Annotated in this window: 18 protein-coding genes; 9 read left to right on the top strand and 9 right to left on the bottom strand. The window is 71.0% G+C overall.

Annotation, left to right across the window (positions count from 1 at the left end; genetic code table 11):
* The 6 genes from DY245_RS40160 to DY245_RS40185 all read right to left on the bottom strand — a co-directional run.
* A partial coding sequence (locus tag DY245_RS40160; RefSeq protein WP_147318432.1) for a LysR family transcriptional regulator occupies positions 1-882 on the bottom strand: 882 nt, incomplete at its 3' end.
* A 35-nt stretch (positions 883-917) separates the two neighbouring features.
* A complete protein-coding gene (locus DY245_RS40165) occupies positions 918-1,889 on the bottom strand; it encodes a DMT family transporter (protein ID WP_128512052.1) in 972 nt (323 codons plus the stop codon).
* A 56-nt stretch (positions 1,890-1,945) separates the two neighbouring features.
* Entirely contained in the window at positions 1,946-2,926 is a 981-nt protein-coding gene (locus DY245_RS40170; RefSeq protein WP_128512053.1) for an acyl-ACP desaturase, read from the bottom strand.
* Between the two features lie 238 nt (positions 2,927-3,164).
* A complete protein-coding gene (locus DY245_RS40175) occupies positions 3,165-3,413 on the bottom strand; it encodes a hypothetical protein (RefSeq protein WP_128512054.1) in 249 nt (82 codons plus the stop codon).
* Between the two features lie 91 nt (positions 3,414-3,504).
* On the bottom strand, positions 3,505-5,211 hold the full coding sequence (locus DY245_RS40180; RefSeq protein WP_128512055.1) for an alpha-L-fucosidase: 1,707 nt from the start codon (positions 5,209-5,211) through the stop codon (positions 3,505-3,507).
* A gap of 148 nt (positions 5,212-5,359) precedes the next feature.
* Positions 5,360-5,848 (bottom strand): MarR family winged helix-turn-helix transcriptional regulator, encoded by a 489-nt coding sequence (locus tag DY245_RS40185; protein WP_128512056.1) that lies wholly within the window; start codon positions 5,846-5,848, stop codon positions 5,360-5,362.
* 250 nt (positions 5,849-6,098) lie between these two features.
* Between DY245_RS40185 and DY245_RS40190 the strand changes: the two genes are divergently transcribed.
* Complete coding sequence (locus tag DY245_RS40190; protein ID WP_128512057.1) at positions 6,099-7,262, top strand: cytochrome P450 family protein; 1,164 nt, start codon at positions 6,099-6,101, stop codon at positions 7,260-7,262.
* A gap of 18 nt (positions 7,263-7,280) precedes the next feature.
* Here the strand turns inward: DY245_RS40190 and malQ are convergent, their stop codons facing one another.
* Positions 7,281-9,515 (bottom strand): 4-alpha-glucanotransferase, encoded by a 2,235-nt coding sequence (malQ, locus tag DY245_RS40195; protein ID WP_128512058.1) that lies wholly within the window; start codon positions 9,513-9,515, stop codon positions 7,281-7,283.
* 6 nt (positions 9,516-9,521) lie between these two features.
* Positions 9,522-9,791, bottom strand: a complete 270-nt coding sequence (locus DY245_RS40200) for a hypothetical protein (RefSeq protein WP_128512059.1) — start codon at positions 9,789-9,791, stop codon at positions 9,522-9,524.
* A 479-nt stretch (positions 9,792-10,270) separates the two neighbouring features.
* Here DY245_RS40200 and DY245_RS40205 point away from each other — a divergent pair, with 479 nt between their 5' ends.
* The gene (locus DY245_RS40205) at positions 10,271-13,219 is read left to right on the top strand and encodes a glycoside hydrolase family 84 protein (protein ID WP_128512060.1); all 2,949 of its coding nucleotides are present in this window, start codon (positions 10,271-10,273) and stop codon (positions 13,217-13,219) included.
* Positions 13,220-13,429: 210 nt separating this feature from the next.
* On the opposite strand, the gene DY245_RS40210 is transcribed toward DY245_RS40205, so the two are convergent.
* Positions 13,430-13,966: an HNH endonuclease gene (locus DY245_RS40210; protein WP_018088296.1), complete on the bottom strand. Its 537-nt coding sequence runs from the start codon at positions 13,964-13,966 to the stop codon at positions 13,430-13,432.
* A gap of 289 nt (positions 13,967-14,255) precedes the next feature.
* On the opposite strand from DY245_RS40210, the gene DY245_RS40215 reads away from it, so the two are divergent.
* From DY245_RS40215 to DY245_RS40245, 7 genes are all read left to right on the top strand, one after another.
* Positions 14,256-15,350, top strand: coding sequence for a mechanosensitive ion channel family protein (locus tag DY245_RS40215; RefSeq protein WP_244943559.1), 1,095 nt, complete (start codon positions 14,256-14,258; stop codon positions 15,348-15,350).
* A gap of 312 nt (positions 15,351-15,662) precedes the next feature.
* Positions 15,663-16,799 (top strand): ROK family transcriptional regulator, encoded by a 1,137-nt coding sequence (locus DY245_RS40220; RefSeq protein ID WP_128512061.1) that lies wholly within the window; start codon positions 15,663-15,665, stop codon positions 16,797-16,799.
* Positions 16,800-16,879: 80 nt separating this feature from the next.
* The gene (locus DY245_RS40225) at positions 16,880-18,220 is read left to right on the top strand and encodes an ABC transporter substrate-binding protein (RefSeq protein WP_128512062.1); all 1,341 of its coding nucleotides are present in this window, start codon (positions 16,880-16,882) and stop codon (positions 18,218-18,220) included.
* 25 nt (positions 18,221-18,245) lie between these two features.
* Complete coding sequence (locus DY245_RS40230) at positions 18,246-19,199, top strand: carbohydrate ABC transporter permease (RefSeq protein WP_128512063.1); 954 nt, start codon at positions 18,246-18,248, stop codon at positions 19,197-19,199.
* A 6-nt stretch (positions 19,200-19,205) separates the two neighbouring features.
* A complete protein-coding gene (locus tag DY245_RS40235) occupies positions 19,206-20,108 on the top strand; it encodes a carbohydrate ABC transporter permease (protein ID WP_128512064.1) in 903 nt (300 codons plus the stop codon).
* Between the two features lie 45 nt (positions 20,109-20,153).
* Complete coding sequence (locus tag DY245_RS40240) at positions 20,154-21,407, top strand: 6-phospho-beta-glucosidase (RefSeq protein WP_128512067.1); 1,254 nt, start codon at positions 20,154-20,156, stop codon at positions 21,405-21,407.
* Positions 21,398-22,378, top strand: a complete 981-nt coding sequence (locus DY245_RS40245) for an N-acetylglucosamine kinase (protein WP_128512065.1) — start codon at positions 21,398-21,400, stop codon at positions 22,376-22,378. The genes DY245_RS40240 and DY245_RS40245 overlap by 10 nt, the downstream gene beginning before the upstream one ends.
* Positions 22,379-22,407 lie beyond the last annotated feature (29 nt).

The raw sequence follows: 22,407 nt of genomic DNA on the forward strand, positions 1-22,407 counted from the left end.
GGCCGCCACCACATGGCGGCGCGGCTGGTCGGCGTGCAGCACCCGCAGCGCGACCCCGGCGCCGCCGCTCCCGCCCGGTCCGCCGCGCTCCCCTCGTGGCCCCCGGTCGAAGGCGCCGATGCCGCCCGCCATCGCCATCCGGGGCACCAGCGCGACGCCCATCCCCGCCGCGACCATCGCCCAGATCGCGCTCCAGTCGGCGGCGGCATGCGCCTGCTCGGGCACGAACCCGGCGCTCTCGCAGGCGGTGGTGGTGATCTGCGACCAGGGCCCGCTGCTGCCGAAGATCCAGGGTTCGCCCGCGAGGTCGGCCAGCCGCAGCCCGGGCTCCGCGGCCAGCGGATGACCGGCCGGCAGCGCCACGTCCAGCGGGTCGGCGAGCAGCGAGACCCGGCTGAACCTCGGGTCGCGCGGGGTGGGGGCGTGCGCGGCCAGCGACAGCGCCAGGTCGACGCTGCCCTCCGCCAGCAGCTCGTACGCGGCCTCCGCCTCCGCCTCCCGTACGGCCACCGACAGGCCCGGATGCGTACGGCGCAGCTCCTGTACGGCGGGGACGACCAGTGCGGGGATGGCGGTGGAGAACGCGCCGACCCGCACCTGGCCCGCCTCGCCCTGGAGGTAGCCGAGGAGCTCCGCGTCCGCGCGCTCCAGCTGGGCGAAGACCGCGTCGGCGTGCCGCAGCACCAGGTGCGCGGCGTCGGTCAGCCGCACCCGCCGGCCATGGGCCGTAAGGAGCGTCACGCCGAGCGCCTTGGCCAGCCCGGTCAGCTGCTGCGAGACCGCCGAGGGCGTCATGTGCAGCGCCTCGGCGGTCGCGGTGACCGTGCCCAGTTCTTGGAGTGTGCGCAGGATACGCAGCTTTTTGATGTCCCAGTCGGCCATGCGGGCAGCGTACGCAGTCGGCGTCCGCTCCCGGTTCAGCGTCTGCCCCCGGCACCGAGGGCGACGCCCGCGATGATCAGGGCCGTGCAGACCACCTGGACGCCCCCGACAGCCTCGTCGAGGACCGCGAAGGACAGCAGCGCGACACAGACCGGCTGGAGGTAGTAGACGATCCCGGCCCGCGCGGCGCCCACCAGGGCAATCGCCTTGTTCCAGGTGAAGTAGGCGACGGCGGACGAGAAGATCCCGATGTAGAGCAGCGGTCCGACCGTGCCGCCGGTCGGCTCGAAGCCGCCCTGGACCGCGAGGCTGACCCCGTAGACGGGAGCCAGCATCGCGGCGCCCAGTGCGAAGGTCATGAACAGGAACGACAGGCCGCCGATCTCCTGGGGGCGGCGGCGCAGCAGCGCGCTGTACCCGGCGAAGGTGGCCGTGGCGGCCAGCATCCACAGGTCGCCACCGGCGAGGTCCAGCCTCAGGACCGCGGTCGGCGATCCCTTGCCGAGCAGGGTCACCACACCCACGAGCGCGATCACCATTCCGGCGATCCGCCGTGCGCCGAGCTTCTCCCCGCCCCGGGCGAACAGCGCGATCATCGCCGGCGAGGCGGCCGCGATCATGGCCATGTTGGTGGCCGAGGTGCTCTGTCCCGCTTGGTAGATGAGGGTGTTGAAGAGGGTGACGCCCAGCAGGGCGGCCAGCGCCAGGAATCCCAGGTGCCGGCGGATGACCGGCCACTGGCGGCGGACCTGCGGGAGGGCGAGCGGGGCGACCGCGAGCAGCGCGATGATCCAGCGCCAGAAGGCGGTCTGGACGGGCGGGACGGTGTCGTGCAGGGCGCGGGCGATGACGAAGTTGCCGGACCAGACGACGGTCGCCGTCAGGGCGAGCGTCAGGCCGAGCCCCTGCGCGGACGGTGCGCGGCCGGCGCGGACCCTCTCCAGGACTGCCACGGTTTCCTCTCCCTCGGTGGTGGTGAGCCTCCACCGTGGCAGTCCGCCAACCATCAGGTCTATCGAATAATTCCGCCTGATTCTTTCAGTACAACTGAAAGGTATGAGCCTCAGGCGTTGGCGCGAGCCTGGCGGCGGGCCAGGATGGCCGCCTGACGCTCGTCGAACTTCCGCGCCTGGCTGTCCAGGCCGTCCATGAACAGCCCCAGCTCCTCCTGCGCCGCCAGACCGGCCGGGCCCAGGCCGCCGATCTCCAGCACCTTCAGGAAGCGCAGCACGGGCTGCAGCACATCGTCGTGGTGGATGCGCATGTTGTAGATCCCGCCGATGGCCATGCGGGCGGCGGACCGCTCGAAGCCGGGCATGCCGTGGCCGGGCATCCGGAAGCCGGTGACGACATCGCGTACGGCGCACATGGTCTGGTCGGGGGCCATCTCGAAGGCCGCGCCGAGGAGGTTGCGGTAGAAGACCATGTGGAGGTTCTCGTCGGTGGCGATCCGGGCCAGCATCCGGTCGCAGACCGGGTCACCGGAGTGATGGCCGGTGTTGCGGTGCGAGATCCGGGTGGCCAGCTCCTGGAAGGCGACATACGCCACCGAGTGCAGCATGCTGTGCGAATTGTCGGACTCGAAGCCCTCCGACATATGGACCATGCGGAACCGCTCCAGCTCGTCCGGGTCGACGGCCCGGCTGGTGAGCAGGTAGTCGCGCATCACGATGCCGTGCCGGCCCTCCTCGGCGGTCCAGCGGTGCACCCAGGTGCCCCAGGCGCCGTCACGCCCGAAGAGCGTGGCGATCTCGTGGTGGTAGCTGGGGAGGTTGTCCTCCGTGAGGAGGTTGACCACCAGGGCGATCCGGCCGATGTCGGTGACCTTGGACTGCTCGGGGGCCCAGGCTTCGCCGTCCAGCTCCCCGGGGAAGTTCCGCCCGTCGCTCCACGGCACGTACTCGTGCGGCATCCAGTCCTTGGCGACCTTCAGATGCCGGTTGAGTTCCTTCTCGACGACCTCTTCGAGCGCGTAGAGCAGCTGGGCGTCGCTCCAGGCGGCCTGGCCGCGCTCTCCGTTATGGCGGGCGGGGGCGATGGTCACGGGGGAACTCCAGGGGGACGATGACCTACGGGACCGTAGGTTTGACCTACGGCTGCGTAGGTTACGTCATCGTAGGTTAGGACCGGTTAAACGCTGCGCCCGCTCAAAACGGTCGAAAATCGCGCGATAGCCGCCGCGCAACCCCTTTTTCACCTGCGGAAATATCCGGGTACGACAAAGGGCGCCCCTCGGTTCTTGTGACCGATGGGCGCCCCGAAAGCGTCACTGGTTCCCGGCGTCAGTCCTTGGGCTTGGCCTGCTTGCGGGACTTGTCGCCCGCGACGACCAGCCCGGCGATGACCAGGAAGAGCACGATGGGTGCAGCGACATAGAGGCCGAGCGTCTGGATCACGCTCAGGCCCGGACCCGGGTCGTCACCATCGTCTGGGGTGAGCGCAAACGCGGGGGACGACATCAGCAGCATCAGCGCGGTGCCGGCGGTGATGAATCCGGCGCGCAGGGCATTCTTATTGACCTTGTTGCTCACGAAGTCAACGTATAGGACGCCTTGCCACCCCGCGCGTCCGGGGTGGCGCAACCGGCGACCGGTGCCGGCAGTGCCCTGCTCCCGGCAGGTCTCAGCCCGCCGCGGCCCGGCTGCGGTGCAGCGTCACCGGCGCGAGATAGGTCCGCCCGCGGGCTTCTTGGACCGTGACCCGTACGGCGATGGGGGCACCTCCCATGCCTTTTAGGGGCATGGGGGAGGTCACCGGCCGGTGCAGGGCGAGGATCCGCCGGTGCCCGATGGTGGTGCCCTGTGCGACCGTCGTCCACGCCCCGTCGATCCGTGCCTGGACGGCGAAGCGCTCGACCCGCTGCCCGTGCCGGATGTCCTCGGCGAGCCCGATCCGGTCGAAGGTCCAGGGCCCGGGGCCGGCCGCCCGCAGATCCTTGCCGTACGTCTCGCGCACGGCGGTCCCGAAGGCGGTGAGCGAGGCGACGTCCTCGGCGGCGATCCGGCCGTCCTTGGCGGGCGGGACGTTCAGCAGCAGCAAGGCGTTACGCCCCACGCTCTTCTCGTACAGGTCCATCAGCTGCGCCGGCGTCCTGGGCCGTTCGCCGGGGTGGTGGAACCAGCCGGGGCGCAGCGAGACATCGGCCTCGGCCGGGTACCACTGGAGGTACTTGGTGGTGGGCGCGAGGAGCTTGGCGCGGGAGCCGATGTCGGGGTCGGTGGAGTCGTTGGGCAGCCCGCCGGCCATCACGGTCCACGGGTCCTCGGCGGAGGGGGTGACGCTCCACTCCGTCTCGCGTGCGATGCCGTTCTCGTTGCCGACCCAGCGGGCGCCCTGCGGCCCGGCGAAGACGACGGTGTCCGGGGAGAGCCGGTGGATCATCCGGAACCACTGGGCGACGTTGTACTTCTGGGTGATGCCGGAGTCCGTCCAGGGGTTCGCGCCGTCCAGCCACAGCTCGTCGATCGGGCCGTACTGGGTGAACAGTTCGTAGACCTGGTTGAGGTAGTACGCGTCGTAGTCGTCCGCCCGGACGCGGAAGGTGGGCAGCCTGCCGCCGCGGACGGCGGCGGCGCGGTCGTCGCCGGGGACGAGGGTGGGGAGGGTGCGCCCGGTGACCTTGCTGCCGTTGCCGAAGCGGCCCAGGCCGCGCGGCGCATGGTCGCCGTCCTCCAGGGCGACCCGCTCGGGCAGGCTGAGGGGCTTGCCCTCCTGCTGCTTCTCGCGGATCTCCTCGACCCACTTGGCGTGCCAGGCGTGCGGGAGTTCGGCGCCGTCGGAGGGCGAGAGGTAGATGCCGACCTTCAGCCCGGCCCTGCGGGCGGCCTTGACGTAGGCGCCGACGACATCGGGGCGGCCGGGGCTGGCCGCGACGGAGTGCGGGGTGTAGCGGCTCGGGTAGAGCACGAACCCGTCGTGGTGCTTGGCGGTGAGCATCACCTGCTCGGCGCCGGCCGCCTTGTACGCGCGCATCCACTGGTCGACGTCGATACGGGAGGGGCCGGAAAGATCGAAGAGCTTCTCGTCCTCGGCGCCGGAGCCCCATTCACGGTTGGTGAAGGTGTTCATACCGAAGTGCGTGAAGGCGGTGATCTCCCTTTGCTGCCAGGCGAGTTGGCCCTTGGTGGGGACGATATGGGCGGCCTTGTCGATGATCCGGGCGGGGGTGTCGCAGGGCTCGACCGCCATCTGGGAAGCCGGGCGTACGGGCTGGTCGCAGGGGCCGGCGGTCGACGACGACCGGGCCAGGGAGCTCTGGACGGGGACGAGCGCGGCGGCCGCGGTGAGCGCGAGCGCACAGAGTGTCCGCCGGGTGCTGCACAGTGCCATGGTTCCCTCCAACTCGCCGACCATGACGGGTGAATGGTGAATGGTGAATCGTGAATGGTCGGATGTCTGGATGGCGTCCACGGCATGGTGCCGGACGGTACGACGTACCGGAAGGGTCAGCCTTGGCAGGATGGCGAACGGTCGCCCGTCACGCATCCTCGCCCGGTGGTGCGAGCTGAGCGTCCATGGCGGAGCGCAGCTGGGCCAGGACGGTCTCGAACTGCTGAAGCAGCTCGGACGGGTACCGGGACAGGACGGCGTCCTGGCGGTCGTTGACGGGGCCGAAGAACTCTTCCGCGAGCTCCTTGACCCGCGGACTGCTGTGCAAGGTGACGATCCGCCGGTCGGTGTGTTCGCGCGTGCGGGTGACGTATCCGGCCTGTTCGAGGCGGTTCAGCAGCGCGGTCATCGCCCCCGAGGACAGCGAGATGCGCCTGCTGAGCAAGGCCGGGGACAGCGGAACACCCCTCTCTTCGGCGGAGGCGATCTCCAGCAGAGCGAAAGCGTCGGTGGAGTGCACGCCCATCCGAACGGCGAAGCGGCGACCCAGCTCGGTGAAGCCCGCGCCGTACGCCCTGAGACCTTCCGCCAGCCGCTCACGCTGCGCCGCGACGCCGCCGGGCACCTGTTCCGCCACCAGACCTCCCACCTTCCCTTTGCCGCCGACGATTCGCCTCGACGGCACGCGTTGACAACCTGCCGTCGGCCAGCTTACCTTCCTCGTGGAATTACTTCATGGTGAAGATACATTGCTATGGAGTCACTCCATCGCGGAGGCGTGCAGGATTACTGCTTCTGCCTCTGCCTCTGCTTCTGCCTCTGCTTCTGCTTCTGCATCCGCCCGTCGATGGCCCGTTCTGCTCACGCCACAACGACATGGAGTCCTGATGCTCAATCCCCACCTCGACGGCCTCGACCCGTTCGCCGCGACCGTCCGCGGCATCACCGAGCCCGACCCGGTCCACGCCGCCCTGCGCGCCGCCGGCCCCCTCGTACAGGTGGACGCCCGGGCCGGGGGACAGGCATGGATCGTGACCGACGACGCTCTGGCGCGCGAAGTGCTCACCGACCCTCGGATCGCCAAGGACCCCGCGTTCGCGCCGCCCGGCTGGGATCGGCACACCGCAGGACTTGAGCAGACCGCCGCCGAGCAGCCGTCCCTCACCACCCTTGACGGCCCCGAACACGCCGACTTACGACGGGCCCACGCTCCGCTCCTCAACGCCAAACGGATCCACGAGCAGTCCCATCGGGTCCACGCGATCGCCCGGGAGGTGCTCACCGAACTCGCCGCCGACCGCACGACGGTCGACTTGATGGCCGGTTTCACCACCCGCTATCCGCTCACCGTCCTGCTCGACCTGCTGGGCATCCCTCTCAGCCAGGTCGATCAAGCCGCCGATGCCTGCCGGCGGATGTTCAGCGACGAGCCCGGCGAGCAGGGCCGGGCGATCGCCGCACTCACCGAACTCGCCGCTGCCGGGCTCGACGGAGGAGACCAGGGGCTCGCCGCCGAGTTGCGTGACCGGGTCCCCGCGCACACCACCCGGGACCAACTGCAGTACCACCTGTTCGGGTTGATCTTCGCCGGGCAGCTCACCACCGACGCCGCCCTCGGCGTCCTGATCGCACGCGCACTCGCGTCCGGCCCGCACCGGAGCTCGGCGGACGACGTGGACATCGACGAACTGGTCCGCGACACGCTGAGGGAGCACCCGCCCGCCCCGTTCACCCTCTGGCGGTTCACCACCACCGAGATCGAACTCGCCGGGAGACGGCTTCCGGCCCGAACCCCCGTGCTCGTCGACATCCGGGGCATCAACACCGACCCGGCCCGCTCACCCGGACCGGACCTCACCTTCGGCGCCGGCCCGCACTTCTGTATCGGCGCTCAGCTCGCACAACTCGAACTACGCGCGGTGGCCGCGGTGCTGCGATGCGACTTCCCCGACGCCCGCCTCGCCATCCCCTTCACAGAGCTCCGGCAGACCGGCATGGGCGGCCTGCAAGGAAGCCGGCTGACCAGCCTCCCCGTCACACTGCACGGCTGACGGCCTTCCCTCGCAGGCCTACAGGTGTCCGTCGGTCAGTTCACGCATCAGCGCATGCAGTCGGGGCGAGGCGGCCAGCTCTTCGAGGGTCTGCGGGCGTCCGTCGGGGTCGGCGATCGGAAGGCGCCAGTTCGGGTATTCATCCCAGGTCCCGGGGAGGTTCTGCGGGCGACGGTCCCCCACCGCGTCGGGCAGCCACACCCCGACCATCCGCGCCGGGGTGCACAGCAGAAAGCGGTGGACGGCCTTGACCGCCGCCTCTTCGTCGCCCGCGCCCTCGGGCAGCAGTCCGCGGTGCGCCAACTCCCGCATCCACTCGGTGAGTTCGTACGCGGCGCGGGACCGCTCCCGCTCCGGTGGCCCGGCGAGCAGCCCGAGCCGTTCGCGCAGTGCGACATCCTCGCCGGCCAGCCGGGCGGCGGTGGTCGGCAGATCGTGGGTGGTGACGGTGGCCAGACAGGCGCTGCGCCATTCGTCGGGGGCGAGGATACGGGCACGGGTCTCGACGGCGGCGGCTTCCGCGGCGGCCTCGGGCGCGAGGGCCGCACCGGGGCCGTCCCCGGCATTCACCCGTACCGTTCCGCCCGCACCGCCTGCCCCGTCCGCACCGCCTACCCCGTCCGCACCGCCTGCCCCGTCCGCACCATCTGCCCGGTCCGCACCGCCCCGCTCCCCCGCCCCGTAATCCCGCTCGAACCACAGCACCGAGGTGCCCAGTACGCCGCGTTCGGCGAGCGTGCCGCGGACGCCCGGTTCGACGGTGCCCAGGTCCTCGCCGATCACCGCGGCGCCCGCCCGCTGCGCCTCCAGGGCCAGCACCGAGAGCATCGCCTCGCCGTCGTAGCGGACATAGGCGCCCTCCGTCGGCGGCCGGCCCTCCGGGACCCACCACAGCCGGAACAGCCCCATCACATGGTCGATGCGCAGTGCACCGGCGTGCCGCAGCAGTCCGCGCAGCAGCTCCCGGTAGGGGGCGTAGCCGGCGGCGGCCAGTGCGTCGGGGCGCCACGGCGGCAGCCCCCAGTCCTGGCCGCGGGAGTTGAAGGCGTCCGGCGGCGCCCCGATGGACATTCCGGTGGCGAAGGCGTCCTGCTGCGCCCAGGTGTCGGCGCCGGAGGGGTGGACGCCGACGGCGAGGTCGTGCACCAGCCCGATGCCCATCCCGGCGTCCCGCGCGGCCCGTTGGGCGGCGGCCAGCTGCTGGTCGGTGAGCCAGGCGAGCCGGCAGTGGAAGTCGATCCGGTCCAGCAGCTGCGGCCGCAGCCGGGCGATGCCCGTGGACCGCGGATCGCGCAGCTCGGCCGGCCAGCCGCGCCAGTCGGGTCCGTGCCGTTCGGCGAGGGCGCACCAGGTGGCGTGGTCCTCCAGCGCCTGGCCCTGTTCGGCGAGGAAGTCGCAGTACGCGGCCCGTCGGCCCGGGGTGAGCGGGACCGTCCACAGCAGCTCCAGGGCCTCGCGCTTGAGCTCCCAGACCGCGTCCCGGTCGATCAGCGCGCCGCCTTCGAGCACCTCGGCGCGCAGTGCGTGGGCCCGCGCGGCGAGTTCGCCGGCCCGTAAGCGCGCGGCGCCGGCCAGCTGGGCGTACTCCGGGATGTGTTCGATCCGCAGATGGACCGGGTCGGGGAAGCGGCGCGAGGAGGGGCGGTAGGGGGACGGGTCGGTGGGCGGGCCGGGGACGGCCGCGTGCAGCGGATTGAGCTGGACGAAGCCGGTGCCGAGGGCCCGCCCGGACCAGGCGGCGAGATCGGCGAGGTCCGCGAGGTCGCCCATGCCCCAGGACTGCCGGGACAGCAGGGAGTAGAGCTGGACGAGGAAGCCGTGGCTGCGGCGGGGTGGTGCGGGCACCCGGTCGGGCGCGACGATCAGCCGGGCCTGGGCGGTGCGGCCGTCGGGGGCCTGGGCGTGCAGCGTATGGACGCCCAGGGGCAGCCGGGCGAGCGCCTCCCGCGCCCGCTGATGCTCCCAGGTCTCGCCGTCCTCGGTCTCCACCCGCAGGACGGTGCCTTCGGGGAGACCGGCGAGACCGGGCGGTCGGCCCGCGCGGGCGACGACGGTGCGGGGCAGCAGGGCGCGGCCCGCGCCGTCCTCGTACGCGGCCAGGGCGGCGCGTACGGCGTGCGGCGTCGAGGCATCGACTCCCAGTGCGGCGAGCACGGCGACGACGGTGTCGTCGGTGATCTGGACGCTCCTGCCCGGCGAGGGTTCGTACGACGTGGCGATGCCGTGCAGCCGGGCGAGCCGCGCGCGGCCCATGGGTCCTCAGACCTCCATGGACTCCGTACCCAGACCGGCGGCGGTCGGCTCGCTGGTCAGCGGCAGCTCGGCGGAGATCGGGACCTCGCTGGTCAGCGGCGCGGCGTCGGCGAGCGGCGGCTCGCTGGTCAGCGGCGGCTCGGCGAAGCTGAAGGATCCGGAGCCGTCCAGACCGCAGTCGGGGCCGGACACCCCGTCGAAGAGATCGGGCTCCATCGTCGCACCTCCCGGTTTGGAGGACAGAGCGTCGAGGAGCAGCTGAGCGGATGCGGCCACGAGGGCCTCCCGTTCATCGGTAGTGGGACACGTGGGCCCTACCCACTCGACACGATCGCAGACGCATCTGCTCACGAAACGTGACCCAGGTCACATTATCCCCCACGCAGGCGATTTCACTGCACAGGACGCCCGCGGGCGCAGAGAACACGGAGGAACCGGGCAGCGCAAAGGAATTTCTGCGGACCTGCGCGCCCGCGCACACCCACTCTGAGCAGCGGTCGAAACCGCCGCATACTCAGCCGTCCAGGGCCCCGCCCTCGCCCGGTTGACACCCTCACCGCCACAATGGTGGGCTCACCGCCGAAGGTCTGTCCGAGCGGGCGTCGGCGGGAAGGTCAGTGGGGAAACGGGGCGCCGGCGCAAGCCGGCAAGCGTAGGACAGGGGACGAGGAGCAGCCGTGCGAGGCCGGGGCGTGTGGAGCGTCGGAAGAATCGGTAGGAACGGCAGGGGGAGCGGCGCGGGCACCCGTGCACGGGTGGCGGGGACCACCGCGCTGGCCGCCGCGGTCATCGGCGGCCTGCTCGGCGGGGTACCCAGCGCCCAGGCGGCGCCCGCCGACCCCGCCATCGGCACACCCGACCAGCCCGACCGGCCGGCCGGCGCGGGGCAGGTACCCGCCGTCTGGCCGCGCCCCCAGTCGATGCAGGAGCTCGGCGGCGCCGTACCGCTCGGCGACGAGGCGGCGCTGGTGGCCGCGCCGGACACCGATCCCTATGCGCTGGACGTGCTGCGCGGTCTGCTGCGGGACGCCGGGGTGCGCACGGTCCGCCAGGTGGCGCCCGGCGACCGGCTGCCCGCGGCCGGGCCGGTGATCCTGGTCGGCGGCGCACAGGCCCAGGACGCGCTGCGGGCGCTGCGCGCGCCGGCCCGCGGGGATCTGCCCTCCGGCGGCTACCGACTGGCCGTGGGCCAGGTCGCCGGCCGGGACACGGTCGCCCTGGACGGCGTCGGCCCGGACGGTCTCTTCCATGCCGCGCAGACGCTGCGGCAGCTGGTGACCGATGGCCGGCAGCTGGCCTCGGTGGCCGTACGGGACTGGCCCGGCACGGCGGTGCGCGGCACCACCGAGGGGTTCTTCGGGCAGCCGTGGAGCCGGGCCCAGCGGCTCGCCCAGCTGGACTTCATGGGGCGCACCAAGCAGAACCGCTATCTGTACGCGCCCGGCGACGATCCGTACCGCCAGGCCCAGTGGCGCGACCCGTATCCGGCCGACCAGCGCGCCGACTTCCGGGCGCTGGCCGAGCGGGCCCGCGCCAACCACGTCACGCTCGCCTGGGCCGTCGCGCCGGGCCAGGCGATGTGTCTGTCGTCCGAGGAGGACCTGCGGGCGCTGCGGCGCAAGGTGGACGCGATGTGGGCGCTGGGGGTGCGCTCGTTCCAGTTGCAGTTCCAGGACGTCAGCTACAGCGAATGGCACTGCGGCGCCGACGAGGAGGTCTTCGGCACCGGTCCGCAGGCCGCCGCCAAGGCGCAGGCCCGGGTCGCCAACGCGCTCGCCGAGCACCTGGCGGAGCGGCACCCGCAGTCCGCCCCGCTGTCGCTGATGCCGACCGAGTACTACCAGGACGGCTCGACGGCGTACCGCGGCGCGCTCGCCGATGCGCTCGGCGACCGGGTCGAGGTGGCCTGGACCGGCGTCGGCGTGGTCCCGCGCACGATCACCGGCGGGGAACTGTCCACCGCCCGCCAGGCGTTCGGCCACCCGCTGGTCACCATGGACAACTACCCGGTCAACGACTACGCCCAGGACCGGATCTTCCTCGGCCCGTACCGGGGCCGCGAGCCGGCCGTCGCCACCGGCTCGGCGGCGCTGCTCGCCAACGCCATGGAGCAGCCGCTCGCCTCCCGTATCCCGCTGTTCACCGCCGCCGACTATGCGTGGAATCCGCGCGACTACCGCCCGGCGGAGTCCTGGAACGCGGCCATCGACGATCTGGCGGGCGGCGATCCGCGGGCCCGGGCCGCGCTGCGCGCACTGGCCGGCAATGCCGCCTCCTCCCTGCTGAACAGGGAGGAGTCGGGATATCTGCAGCCGCTGATCGACCGCTTCTGGAAGGCCCGCGAGGCGGCGGTCAACCACGGCCGGCCCGGCAGGGACGCGGACTTCGCGAAGGCGGCCAAGGCGCTGCGGGCCGCGTTCCGCACCATGAGCACCGCGCCCAAGGACCTGAACTCGGATCTGGCCGCCGAAGTACGGCCGTGGGCCGAGCAGTTGGCCCGCTACGGCAGCGCCGGCGAACAGGCCGTGGACACCCTCATGGCGCAGGCGCAGGACGACGGGGACGCCGCCTGGTCCGCCCAGCGCGCCGTGCAGCGGCTGCACAAGGAGATCAAGCAGAGCCCGGTGACGGTCGGCAAGGGCGTGCTCACGCCGTTCCTGGAGCGGTCGATGACCGAGGCCGACGCCTGGACCGGCGCCCGCGGCGGCGCCCCACACCCCACCGAGGGCGCCGCCCCCACCTCCCTGACCGTCCCCTTCCAGCGGGCCCGCCCGCTGGCCGCGGTCACGGCGCTGACCGATCCCGGCCCGTCCGCGGGCGCGGTCTCCCTGGAGGCGCATGTCCCCGGCGAGGGCTGGCGCCGCCTCGACCGGCTCTCCCCGACCGGCTGGACGGAGTCCCGTACGCCCCGGCTGCGCGCCGATGCGGTACGGCTGACCTGGGCGAACGGCGCGGACGCACCCTCCGTGCACGCGCTGACGCCATGGTTCGACGACACCCCGCCGGCCGGGCTCGAACTGTCCCGCAAGGAGGTGGACGCGCAGACCGGCGGCAGTGCGACGGTGGACGCCAGGATCTTCTCCCGCCGCCCCGGCGACGTCCGCGAGAAGCTGACGGTCAAGGCGCCCAAGGGCTTCACCGTGCATGCCCCCAAGGAGGTCACCGCCCCGCGTGGCGGCACCGCCACGGTCCGTATCGCGGTCGACGTCCCCAAGGGCACCCCCTCCGGGACGTACGAGATCCCGGTGGACTTCGGCGGCGAGGAGCGGACGCTGACGGTACGGGCCTATCCGCGCACCGGCGGCGAGGACCTGGCGCGCGGCGCCGTGGCCACCTCGTCCGGGGACGAGACCGCCGACTTCCCGGCCTCGGCGGCCACCGACGGCGACCCGAAGACCCGCTGGTCCTCGCGGCCCGAGGACGGCGCCTGGCTGCAGTTCGCGCTGGCCCACCCGACCCGCCTCGGCCGGCTCGTCCTGAACTGGCAGGACGCCTACGCGGCCCGCTACCGCATCCAGGTCTCACCGGACGGCCGCAACTGGCGCACGGCCGCCACGGTCCGCGACGGCAAGGGCGGCCGCGAGTCCGTCAGGATGGACGCCAAGGACGCCCGCTTCATCCGGATACAGGGCGATAAGCGGGGGACGCGGTTCGGGTATTCGCTGTGGTCGGTGGAGGCGTACGCGGTCGAGGACCGCGGTTAGCCGGACGCGGTGGCGGGCGCCGTCATGCATGCCGCCGGACCCTCGCCGTCGTGGCTGATCGCCGTGGCGGCGGGTTCATTTTTGCTGTGCGGGCGGAACTTTGTTCCGCCCGCACAGCAAAAAAAGTGCCCGCCGCGACGGCGCGACACCACAGTGGTGAGGGTCCGGCGGAATAGCTACGCCACCGGCCCACAACGTACAAAGGCCCGGCTACGCCGAAACGGCGTCGATCCGGGCCAAGGCATCATCCGCGCCATACGGCTGCAAATACGGCAGCCAGCGCGGATCACGATGGCCCGTGCCGATGATCCGCCACGCCAGTCCTGACGGTGGGGCGGGCTGATGCCGTAGCCGCCAGCCGATCTCGGCGACATGGCGGTCGGCCTTGACGTGATTGCAGCGCCGACAGGCGGCGACGACGTTCTCCCAGGTGTGCTGACCTCCGCGGCTGCGCGGGATGACGTGGTCGACGCTGGTTGCGACGCCACCGCAGTACATACAGCGCCCGCCGTCACGGGCGAACAGCGCCCGGCGGGTCAGTGGCACAGGGCCACGAAAGGGCACCCGCACAAACCGCTTCAAGCGGACCACGCTCGGAGCAGGGATGACACGGGTCGCACTGTGCATCAGGGCGCCGGACTCCTCAAGGCTGACAGCCTTCTCATTGAGTACGAGGATGAGCGCGCGGCGGAGCGGTACGACGCCGAGCGGCTCGTACGACGCGTTGAGGACCAGGACATGCGGCACGGGTGCCTCCTTGTACGCCGGCGGCGCGTGGCTCGCGCCGGGACGATCTCCCCACAGTGTCCCCCGGTGCCTGGTCGGAGCGCCACCATGACCGAGTAACGGGCCGGAGGTGTTTTCCACCACACCCCCGCATGTCCCGCCGGATACGGCTCATTCCGGCCGTCCTGGGACCTCCCGGCTCGAACACAGGCACGGACCGCCCTCGTTGCCCCGTTAGTGTGGATGGTCTGCCCGGCCCCTGGGGTCCCCTCGCGGCCCGGGTCTGCTGTCCCACACGGAAGGTTCGACTGTGTTCTGGTCCGCTTCGCCGGTCGCTGCCGCGCCCCTGAGCGCCGCCACATCCGGCTCAACCGGCCCGACGTCGCTCGACGAGGCCACGGAGAAGGCCACCAACGCCGCCGGCTGGGTGCAGGCGAACTGGGGGACGTGGCTCACGTCCGGCCTGCAGATTCTGCTGATCATCGTGATCGCGGTGGTACTGCGCCATGTGATTCGCCGCACCATCACCAAGCTCATCGAGCGGATGAACCGCACCGCGGCCGCCGCCCAGGGCACCGCGCTGGGCGGGCTGCTGGTCAACGCCGAGCGCCGCCGGCAGCGCTCCGAGGCCATCGGCTCGGTGCTGCGCAGCGTCGCCTCGTTCGTGATCATGGGCACAGCGGCGCTGACGGTGCTGTCTGTCTTGCAGATCAATCTGGCACCGTTGCTGGCGAGCGCCGGTGTGGCCGGTGTCGCGATCGGCTTCGGCGCCCGCAACCTCGTCACCGACTTCCTCTCCGGCGTCTTCATGATCCTTGAGGACCAGTACGGCGTCGGTGACGAGATCGACGCGGGCGTGGCCACCGGTACGGTCATCGAGGTCGGCCTGCGGGTCACCAAGCTGCGCGGCCCCAACGGTGCGATCTGGTACATACGCAACGGCGAGGTCAAGCGGATCGGCAACCTCAGCCAGGGCTGGTCCACGGCCGCCGTGGACGTGGTGATCGCCGCCGACCAGGATCTCGAACGCGCCCGTGACACCATCACCACCGCCGGCCAGGAGATGTCCAAGTCGGAGCCCTGGAACGAGCAGCTGTGGGAGCCGGTGGAGGTGCTCGGCCTGAGCGAGGTGCACCTGGACACGGTCACCATCAGCGTCTCGGCCAAGACCATGCCCGGCAAGGCCCCCGGCGTGGAGCGCGAACTGCGCTGGCGGATCAAGCGGGCCCTGGACTCCGTCGGCGTCCACCTCGCCCCGCGCCCGGCCCCCGAGGAAGAGGACGAGGCCGCGCCCGTGGCCGACCCCACCGCCGGTATGGGCGCCCCCTCGGCGCTCAACAACCCGGCGTCCCCGCAGTCACTGGCGACGGACCCGCTCGCGGCGCCGCCGAAGCTGGGGAAGTAGCCCGCCGGAGCGGACCTGCCGGCCCGACGCTCCACAGGGGAGGGGCGTACCGCCCGATCGCGGTACGCCCCTCCCCTGCGTCGTGTCCGGCGCCGGGCACGCGGCATCCGGCCATTCGCCGCGCCGGGCAACTCGCCCCGCTCAACCCATTGACGGCGCCCTGACCCGCGACCTACCTTCCTGTTCATCGATTGGAAGGTTTCTTAACAGATGCTCGGCCGGTCGTCAGGGCCGCCGACGAACGGGGTGACAGTCATGGCCGGTGGGCAGGGAGCGCAAGGGACCCCCGGGACTCCACGGGTGTTGCGGGCCATGAACGACCGCGCCGCGCTCGATCTGCTGGTCTCGCAGGGGCCGCTGACCCGTACCCGGATCGGGGAGCTCACCGGGCTGTCGAAACCCACCGCCTCCCAGCTGCTGGCGCGGCTGGAGGCGGCCGGCCTGGTGCGGACGACCGGGAATGTGACCGGGCGGCCGGGGCCGAACGCACAGCTGTACGAGATCAACCCGCCGGCCGCACACATCGCCGCGCTCGCCGTCGATCAGCTGGGGATCACCGCCGCGGTCGCCGACATCACCGGGCAGGTGCTCGGGGAGGAGCGGGTCGACACCGCCGCGGTCGCCGAGGACGCCCCGAACCGCACCGCCCAACTGGTGGCGAAGGCCGTCGACGGAGCACTGGCCAAGGCCGGGCTGGGGCGCGAGCAGCTGCACGGGGCGGTGATCGGCACGCCCGGCGCGCTGGACCCGCAGACCGGCCGGCTGCGCTATGCGCCGCATCTGCCGGGCTGGCACTCGCGGGCGCTGAAGGAAGAGCTGGCCGAGGTGCTGGGCATTCCGATCACCATCGAGAACGATGTGAATCTGGCGGCGGTCGCCGAACAACACGACGGGGCCGCACAGGACTTCGACGACTTCGTGCTGGTGTGGGCGGATGAGGGGGTCGGCGCCGCGATCGTGCTGGGCGGCCAGCTGCTGCGCGGGGCCACCGGCGGCGCGGGCGAGATCGGCTATATGCCGCTGCCCGGCGCCCCGCTGTCCCGGGGCGGCGAGCGCAGCGCCGCGCGGCCGGACGGCGGCGGCGGCTTCCAGCGCCTCGTCGGCTCGCCGAACGTGATCGAGCTGGCCCGGGAGTACGGCGACCCACAGGTCCGTACGGTCGCCGAGGCGCTGGCCCGTGATGAGGTACGTGCCGAGGTCGCGCGTCGGCTGGCGACCGGGCTCGCGGCCGTGGTCGCGGTCGTCGACCCGCGGCTGATCGTGCTCTCCGGCGAGGTCGCCCAGGCCGGCGGCGAACCGCTGCGCGCCCTGGTCGAGGAGGAATTCACCGGGCTCGCGCTGCCCCGCCCCGAATTGCGCCTCAGCGATATCGACGGCAATCCGATTCTCATCGGCGCGCTGTGGACGGCGCTCGCCGATGCGCGCGATGCGGTGTTCGACACCGGCTGAGCCAAGAACAGAGCACCCCGCACCGACAGAGCACCCGCGTTACGTCCCCTCACTCACCCCTGCCGTAAAGGGAGTCCGCCATGCCGATATCGCGTAGGCGCATCCGGCTGTCCGCGGCGCTGGCCGGCGCCGGGCTGCTCATTTCGGGCTGCGCCAATCCGAGCGTCGGCAATGACCGCGACGATCCGACCAAGCCGGTCACCCTCACCTTCTGGCACGGCTGGTCGACCCCGGGCGAGATGAAGGCTATCAACGACAGCATCGCCCGTTTCGAGAAGCTGCACCGGAACATCACGGTGAAGGTGGTCCCCAATGTCACCGACGAGACGATGAATCAGGCGCTGCGGGCCGGCGGGGACGATGCGCCCGATGTGGTGTCGTCGTTCACCACCAACAATGTGGGGCAGTACTGCTCGTCAGGGATGTGGGCGAACCTCGATCGGTTCATGAAGAAGTCCGGGGTGGACAAGGAGAAGGTCTTCCCCAAGACCCTGCTGGATTACACGAGTTATCAAGGAAAGCAGTGCGCACTGCCACTGCTCGCCGATTCCTACGGGCTGTACTACAACAAGGACGCCTTCAAGAAGGCCGGGATCACCCGGCCGCCGCAGACCATGTCCGAGCTGAAACGGGACGCCGTCAAACTCACCCGGCGCGCCAAGGACGGCTCGTACCAGCAGGTCGGCTTCATGCCCAACTTCCGGCTCTACCAGAACAGTCCGGACCGGATGTTCGCCCAGTGGGGGCCGACCTACTTCGACAAGCACGGCAAGGCGCAGCTCGCCAAGGACCCGGCCACCAAGAAGTTCTTCGCCACCCAGCGCGAGTTGATCGAGGCGCAGGGCGGCTATGGCCCGCTGGAGAAATTCCGGGCCAGGTTCGGCGAGGAGATGTCCTCACAGAACGCCTTTCTGACCCAGAAGCTGGCCATGCACATGGACGGCGAATGGCGCGGGCTGATGCTCCGGCAGGCAAAGGCGAAGTTCGGCTGGGACACCGCGCCGATGCCGGTGCCGGACGACCAGGCCGACACCTACGGCAGGGGATATCTGACCGGCACCGTCGCCGGGATCGCGCACAGCAGTCAGCACCAGAACGCGGCATGGGAGCTGGTGCAATTCCTGACCATGAACACCGAACAGGTGGTCCGGTTCGCCAATGACATCCACAATGTGCCGTCGACGAAGGCGGCGCTGAAGTCCCCGGAACTGGACGCCGATCCGACGTTCCGCACCTTCCTCGATATCGCCCAGAACCGGCACAGCGTCGCGATGCCACCGTCCATCAACGGCGGGCAGTACGTCACCGCGCTCATGGACTTCTCGTACGACGTCGAGGCCGGAAAGGTCCACGATCTCGACAAGGGGCTGCGCGGTCTCGACGCCCAGATCGACGCCGACAACCTTCAGTCCGAGAACTGACTCCGAGAGCTGACGGAGAACCCCCATGGCACCCCTCACCCCCGCGCCGGCGCTACGGCGTAAACGCACCCGCAAGCGGCTGCGCACCCTCGGCTTTCTCTCTCCCTGGCTCATCGGCTTCTCGGTCTTCTTCGGCTATCCGCTGATCGCCACCGTCTACTTCTCCTTCATGCACTACAACCAGATCGAACCGCCCGATTTCGTGGGGCTGCGGAACTGGAAATATGTGCTGACGCAGATGCCGCTGTTCGGGCCGGCGCTGTGGAACACCCTGTGGCTGGTCGTGGTGATGGTCGCGCTGCGGGTGGTCTTCGGACTGGGCATCGGCATGCTCGTCACAAAGATCAAGTCGGGTGCCGGGTTCTTCCGTACGGCCTTCTATCTGCCGTATCTGGCGCCCCCGGTGGCCGCCACCGTCGCCTTTGTCTTCCTGCTCAACCCCGGCACCGGGCCCGTCAACGAAATCCTCGGCGCGATCGGCATCCCCGCGCCGTCCTGGTTCAACGACGCCGACTGGGCCAAGCCGTCGCTGGTGATGCTGTCGCTGTGGGGCATCGGCGATCTGATGGTGATCTTCATGGCGGCGCTGCTGGACGTACCGAAGGAGCAGTACGAGGCCGCGGAGCTGGACGGGGCCGGGGCCTGGGGGAAGTTCCGGTATGTCACCTGGCCGTCCATCACCCCGATCGTGCTGTTCGCGGTGGTCACCGGTGTCGTCCAGACCATGCAGTACTACACCCAGGCGCTGGTCGCCGGAAAGCTCGCCTCCGGCGTCTCCATCAGCCCCGGCACCGTCATCCAGCCCGGCTACCCCGACCACTCCACCCTCACCGTCCCGCAGCTCGTCTACACCCTGGGCTTCCAGAACTTCAACACCGGCGCGGCGTGCGTGCTCTCCCTCGTGCTCTTCGTCATCGCCATGGCCGTCACCACCCTGCTGATGCGCAAGCGCGCCGGCCTGCTCCCGGCGGAGGACTGATCCCGGATGACCACCACGACCCTCACCACGCGCCCCGCCCCGGCCCGTACGGGCACCACCGGCGATCCGGCCGCCCGCGCCCGCCGCACCCGGCTGCTGCACTGGATCGCCGTACACACCGTCGCCATCGCCGCCGCCCTCTTCTTCGTCCTCCCCTTCGTCTTCGTCTTCCTGACCTCGGTCATGAGCGACGACCAGGCGTTGAGCGGCGAGTTGTGGCCGCACGAGTGGAACTGGTCCAACTACGTCACGGTCTTCCGGACCCCCGGATTCCTGGACTGGTGGAAGAACTCCCTGCTGTACGCGGGCCTGGGCACCCTCTTCACGGTCTGTTCGGCGATCCCGGTCGCGTACGCGCTCGCCAAATTCCGCTTCCGCGGCCGCCGCACCGCGATGATCCTCGTCATCTCCACGATGATGCTGCCGCCGCAGGTCATCGTGATCCCGATGTATCTGGTCTGGGCGCAGCAGCTGCATCTGTCCGGCTCGCTGTGGCCGCTGATCATCCCGATGGCGTTCGGCGACGCCTACTCCATCTTCCTGCTGCGGCAGTTCCTGCTGACCATCCCGCAGGAGTACATCGAATCGGCGAAGGTCGACGGCTGCGGGGAGCTGCGCACCCTGCTGAAGATCATCGTGCCGATGGCCAAACCCGGCATCGCCGCCATCGCCCTCTTCCAGTTCTTCTACTGCTGGAACGACTACTTCGGCCCGCAGATCTACGCCGCGCAGAACCCCGCCTCCTGGACGCTCTCCTACGGGCTGGAGTCCTTCAAGAGTGCCCACAGCGTCAACTGGAACCTCACCATGGCCGCAACGCTGCTGGTCATGGCGCCGGTCATCATCGTTTTCTTCTTCGCACAGAAGGCCTTCGTCGAAGGCGTCACCCTCACCGGAGTAAAGGGCTGATTCAGCATGCTGCCGTCTCCCGAAGGACGAAACCCGCGCCCCCGCATCAAGCTCGCCGTGGTCGGCGGCGGCTCGACCTACACCCCCGAGCTCATCGACGGTTTCGCCCGCCTGCGTGACGTCCTGCCGCTGGAAGAACTCGTCCTCATCGACCCGGCCATGGACCGGCTGAAGATGGTGGGCGGCCTGGCCCGGCGGATCTTCGCCAAGCAGGGCCACCCGGGCCGGATCTCCTGGACCGACGACCTCGACGCCGGCATCGACGGCGCCGACGCCGTACTGCTGCAACTGCGCATCGGCGGGCAGGCCGCCCGCAACCAGGACGAGACCTGGCCGCTGGAGTGCGGCTGCGTCGGCCAGGAGACCACCGGCGCCGGCGGCCTCGCCAAGGCGCTGCGCACCGTACCCGTCGTCCTCGACATCGCCGAACGGGTACGCCGCCGCAACCCCGACGCCTGGATCGTCGACTTCACCAACCCCGTCGGCATCGTCACCCGGGCGCTGCTCACCCACGGCCACAAGGCCGTCGGGCTGTGCAATGTCGCCATCGGCTTCCAGCGCAAATTCGCCAAACTGCTGGGGGTGTCCCCGGGCCAGGTCGAGCTGGAGCATGTCGGCCTCAACCACCTCACCTGGGAACGCTCCGTACGCGTCGGCGGCGAGGACGTCCTGCCCACACTCCTGGCCGAGCACGGCGACGCCATCGCCGACGACCTGCGCATGCCCCGCCCGCTCCTCGAACACCTCGGCGTCGTCCCCTCCTATTACCTGCGCTACTACTACCAACACGACGCGGTCGTACGGGAGTTGCGCACCAAGCCCTCCCGCGCCGCGGAGGTGGCCGCCATCGAGCAGCAGCTCCTCGCCATGTACGGCGACCCGGCGCTCGACGAGAAGCCGGAACTGCTCTCCCGGCGCGGCGGCGCCTTCTACTCGGAGGCCGCGGTGGCGCTGACCTCGTCGTTGCTGGGCACCACCGGTGACGTCCAGATCGTCAACGCCCTCAACAACGGCACCCTGCCCTTCCTCCCCGACGACGCCGTGATCGAGGTCCCGGCAACCGTCGATGCCACGGGCGCCACCCCCCTCCCCGTACGCCCCCTGGAGCCCCTCTACGCCGGGCTGGTCGCCAACGTCACCGCCTACGAACACCTGGCCCTGGAGGCGGCGCTGAAGGGCGGGCGCGACCGGGTCTTCTCCGCCCTCCTCTCCCACCCCCTCATCGGCCAGATCGACTACGCGGACCGGCTCACCGACGAGCTGATCGCGCACAACCGGGAGCACCTCACGTGGGCCTGACCGGCACGGCGCTCGCCATCGACGCGGGCAACAGCAAGACCGACGTGGCGCTGGTGTCCGCGGACGGCAGACTCCTCGGGACGGCCCGCGGCGGCGGCTTCCAGCCACCGGTGGTGGGCGCCGCCCGCGCGGTCGACGTCCTGACGCCGCTGGTGGACTCGGCCCTGGCCCAGGCCGGGCTGACCGGCCCCGTCGACCACATCTCCGCCTTCCTCGCCAACGCCGACCTCCCCGTCGAGGAGACCGTCCTCACCACCGAGATCACCGGCCGCGGCTGGGCGCGGACGGTCACCGTTCGCAATGACACCTTCGCCCTGCTGCGGGCCGGACTGCCCGACGCCGGTGACCCGGTGGGCGTCGCCGTGGTGTGCGGGGCCGGCATCAACTGCGTCGGCCTCGGACACCACGGGGCCACCGCTCGTTTCCCCTCCATCGGCCGGATCTCCGGTGACTGGGGCGGCGGTGCCTACCTCGCGGACGAGGCCGTGTGGAGCGCGGCCCGCGCCGAGGACGGCCGCGGCGACCCCACCGAGCTGGCCCGCGCCCTGCCTGCCCACTTCGGCCTGACCACCATGCGGGAACTGATCGAGGCATTCCACCTACGGGCCATCCCCGACCACCGCCGCCACGAGCTGACCCCGCTCCTGTTCGCCGTCGCGGCAGCCGGCGACCCGATCGCCCGCACCATCATCACGCGCCAGGCGGAAGAGGTCGCCCTCCTGGCCACCGTCGCCCTGCAACGCCTCGACCTCCTCGACGAACCCACCCCCGTCATCCTCGGCGGCAGCGTCCTCGCCGCCCGCCACCCCCTCCTCCACGACCACATCACCCACCTCCTCACCGAACGCGCCCCAAAAGCAGCCCTCCACGTGGTAACCGCCCCACCGGTACTGGGAGCGGCCCTCGATGCCCTTGACCAGGCAGGCGCCACCCCGGAGGCCTATGAACGGATGAGGGGAGCCTGGGGCTAGGGGCCCCTCCCCCTCCCCCCTCCCTCCCC

Origin of the sequence: Streptomyces inhibens (genome assembly GCF_003389455.1) — a bacterium.
Lineage (GTDB): Bacteria > Actinomycetota > Actinomycetes > Streptomycetales > Streptomycetaceae > Streptomyces > Streptomyces inhibens.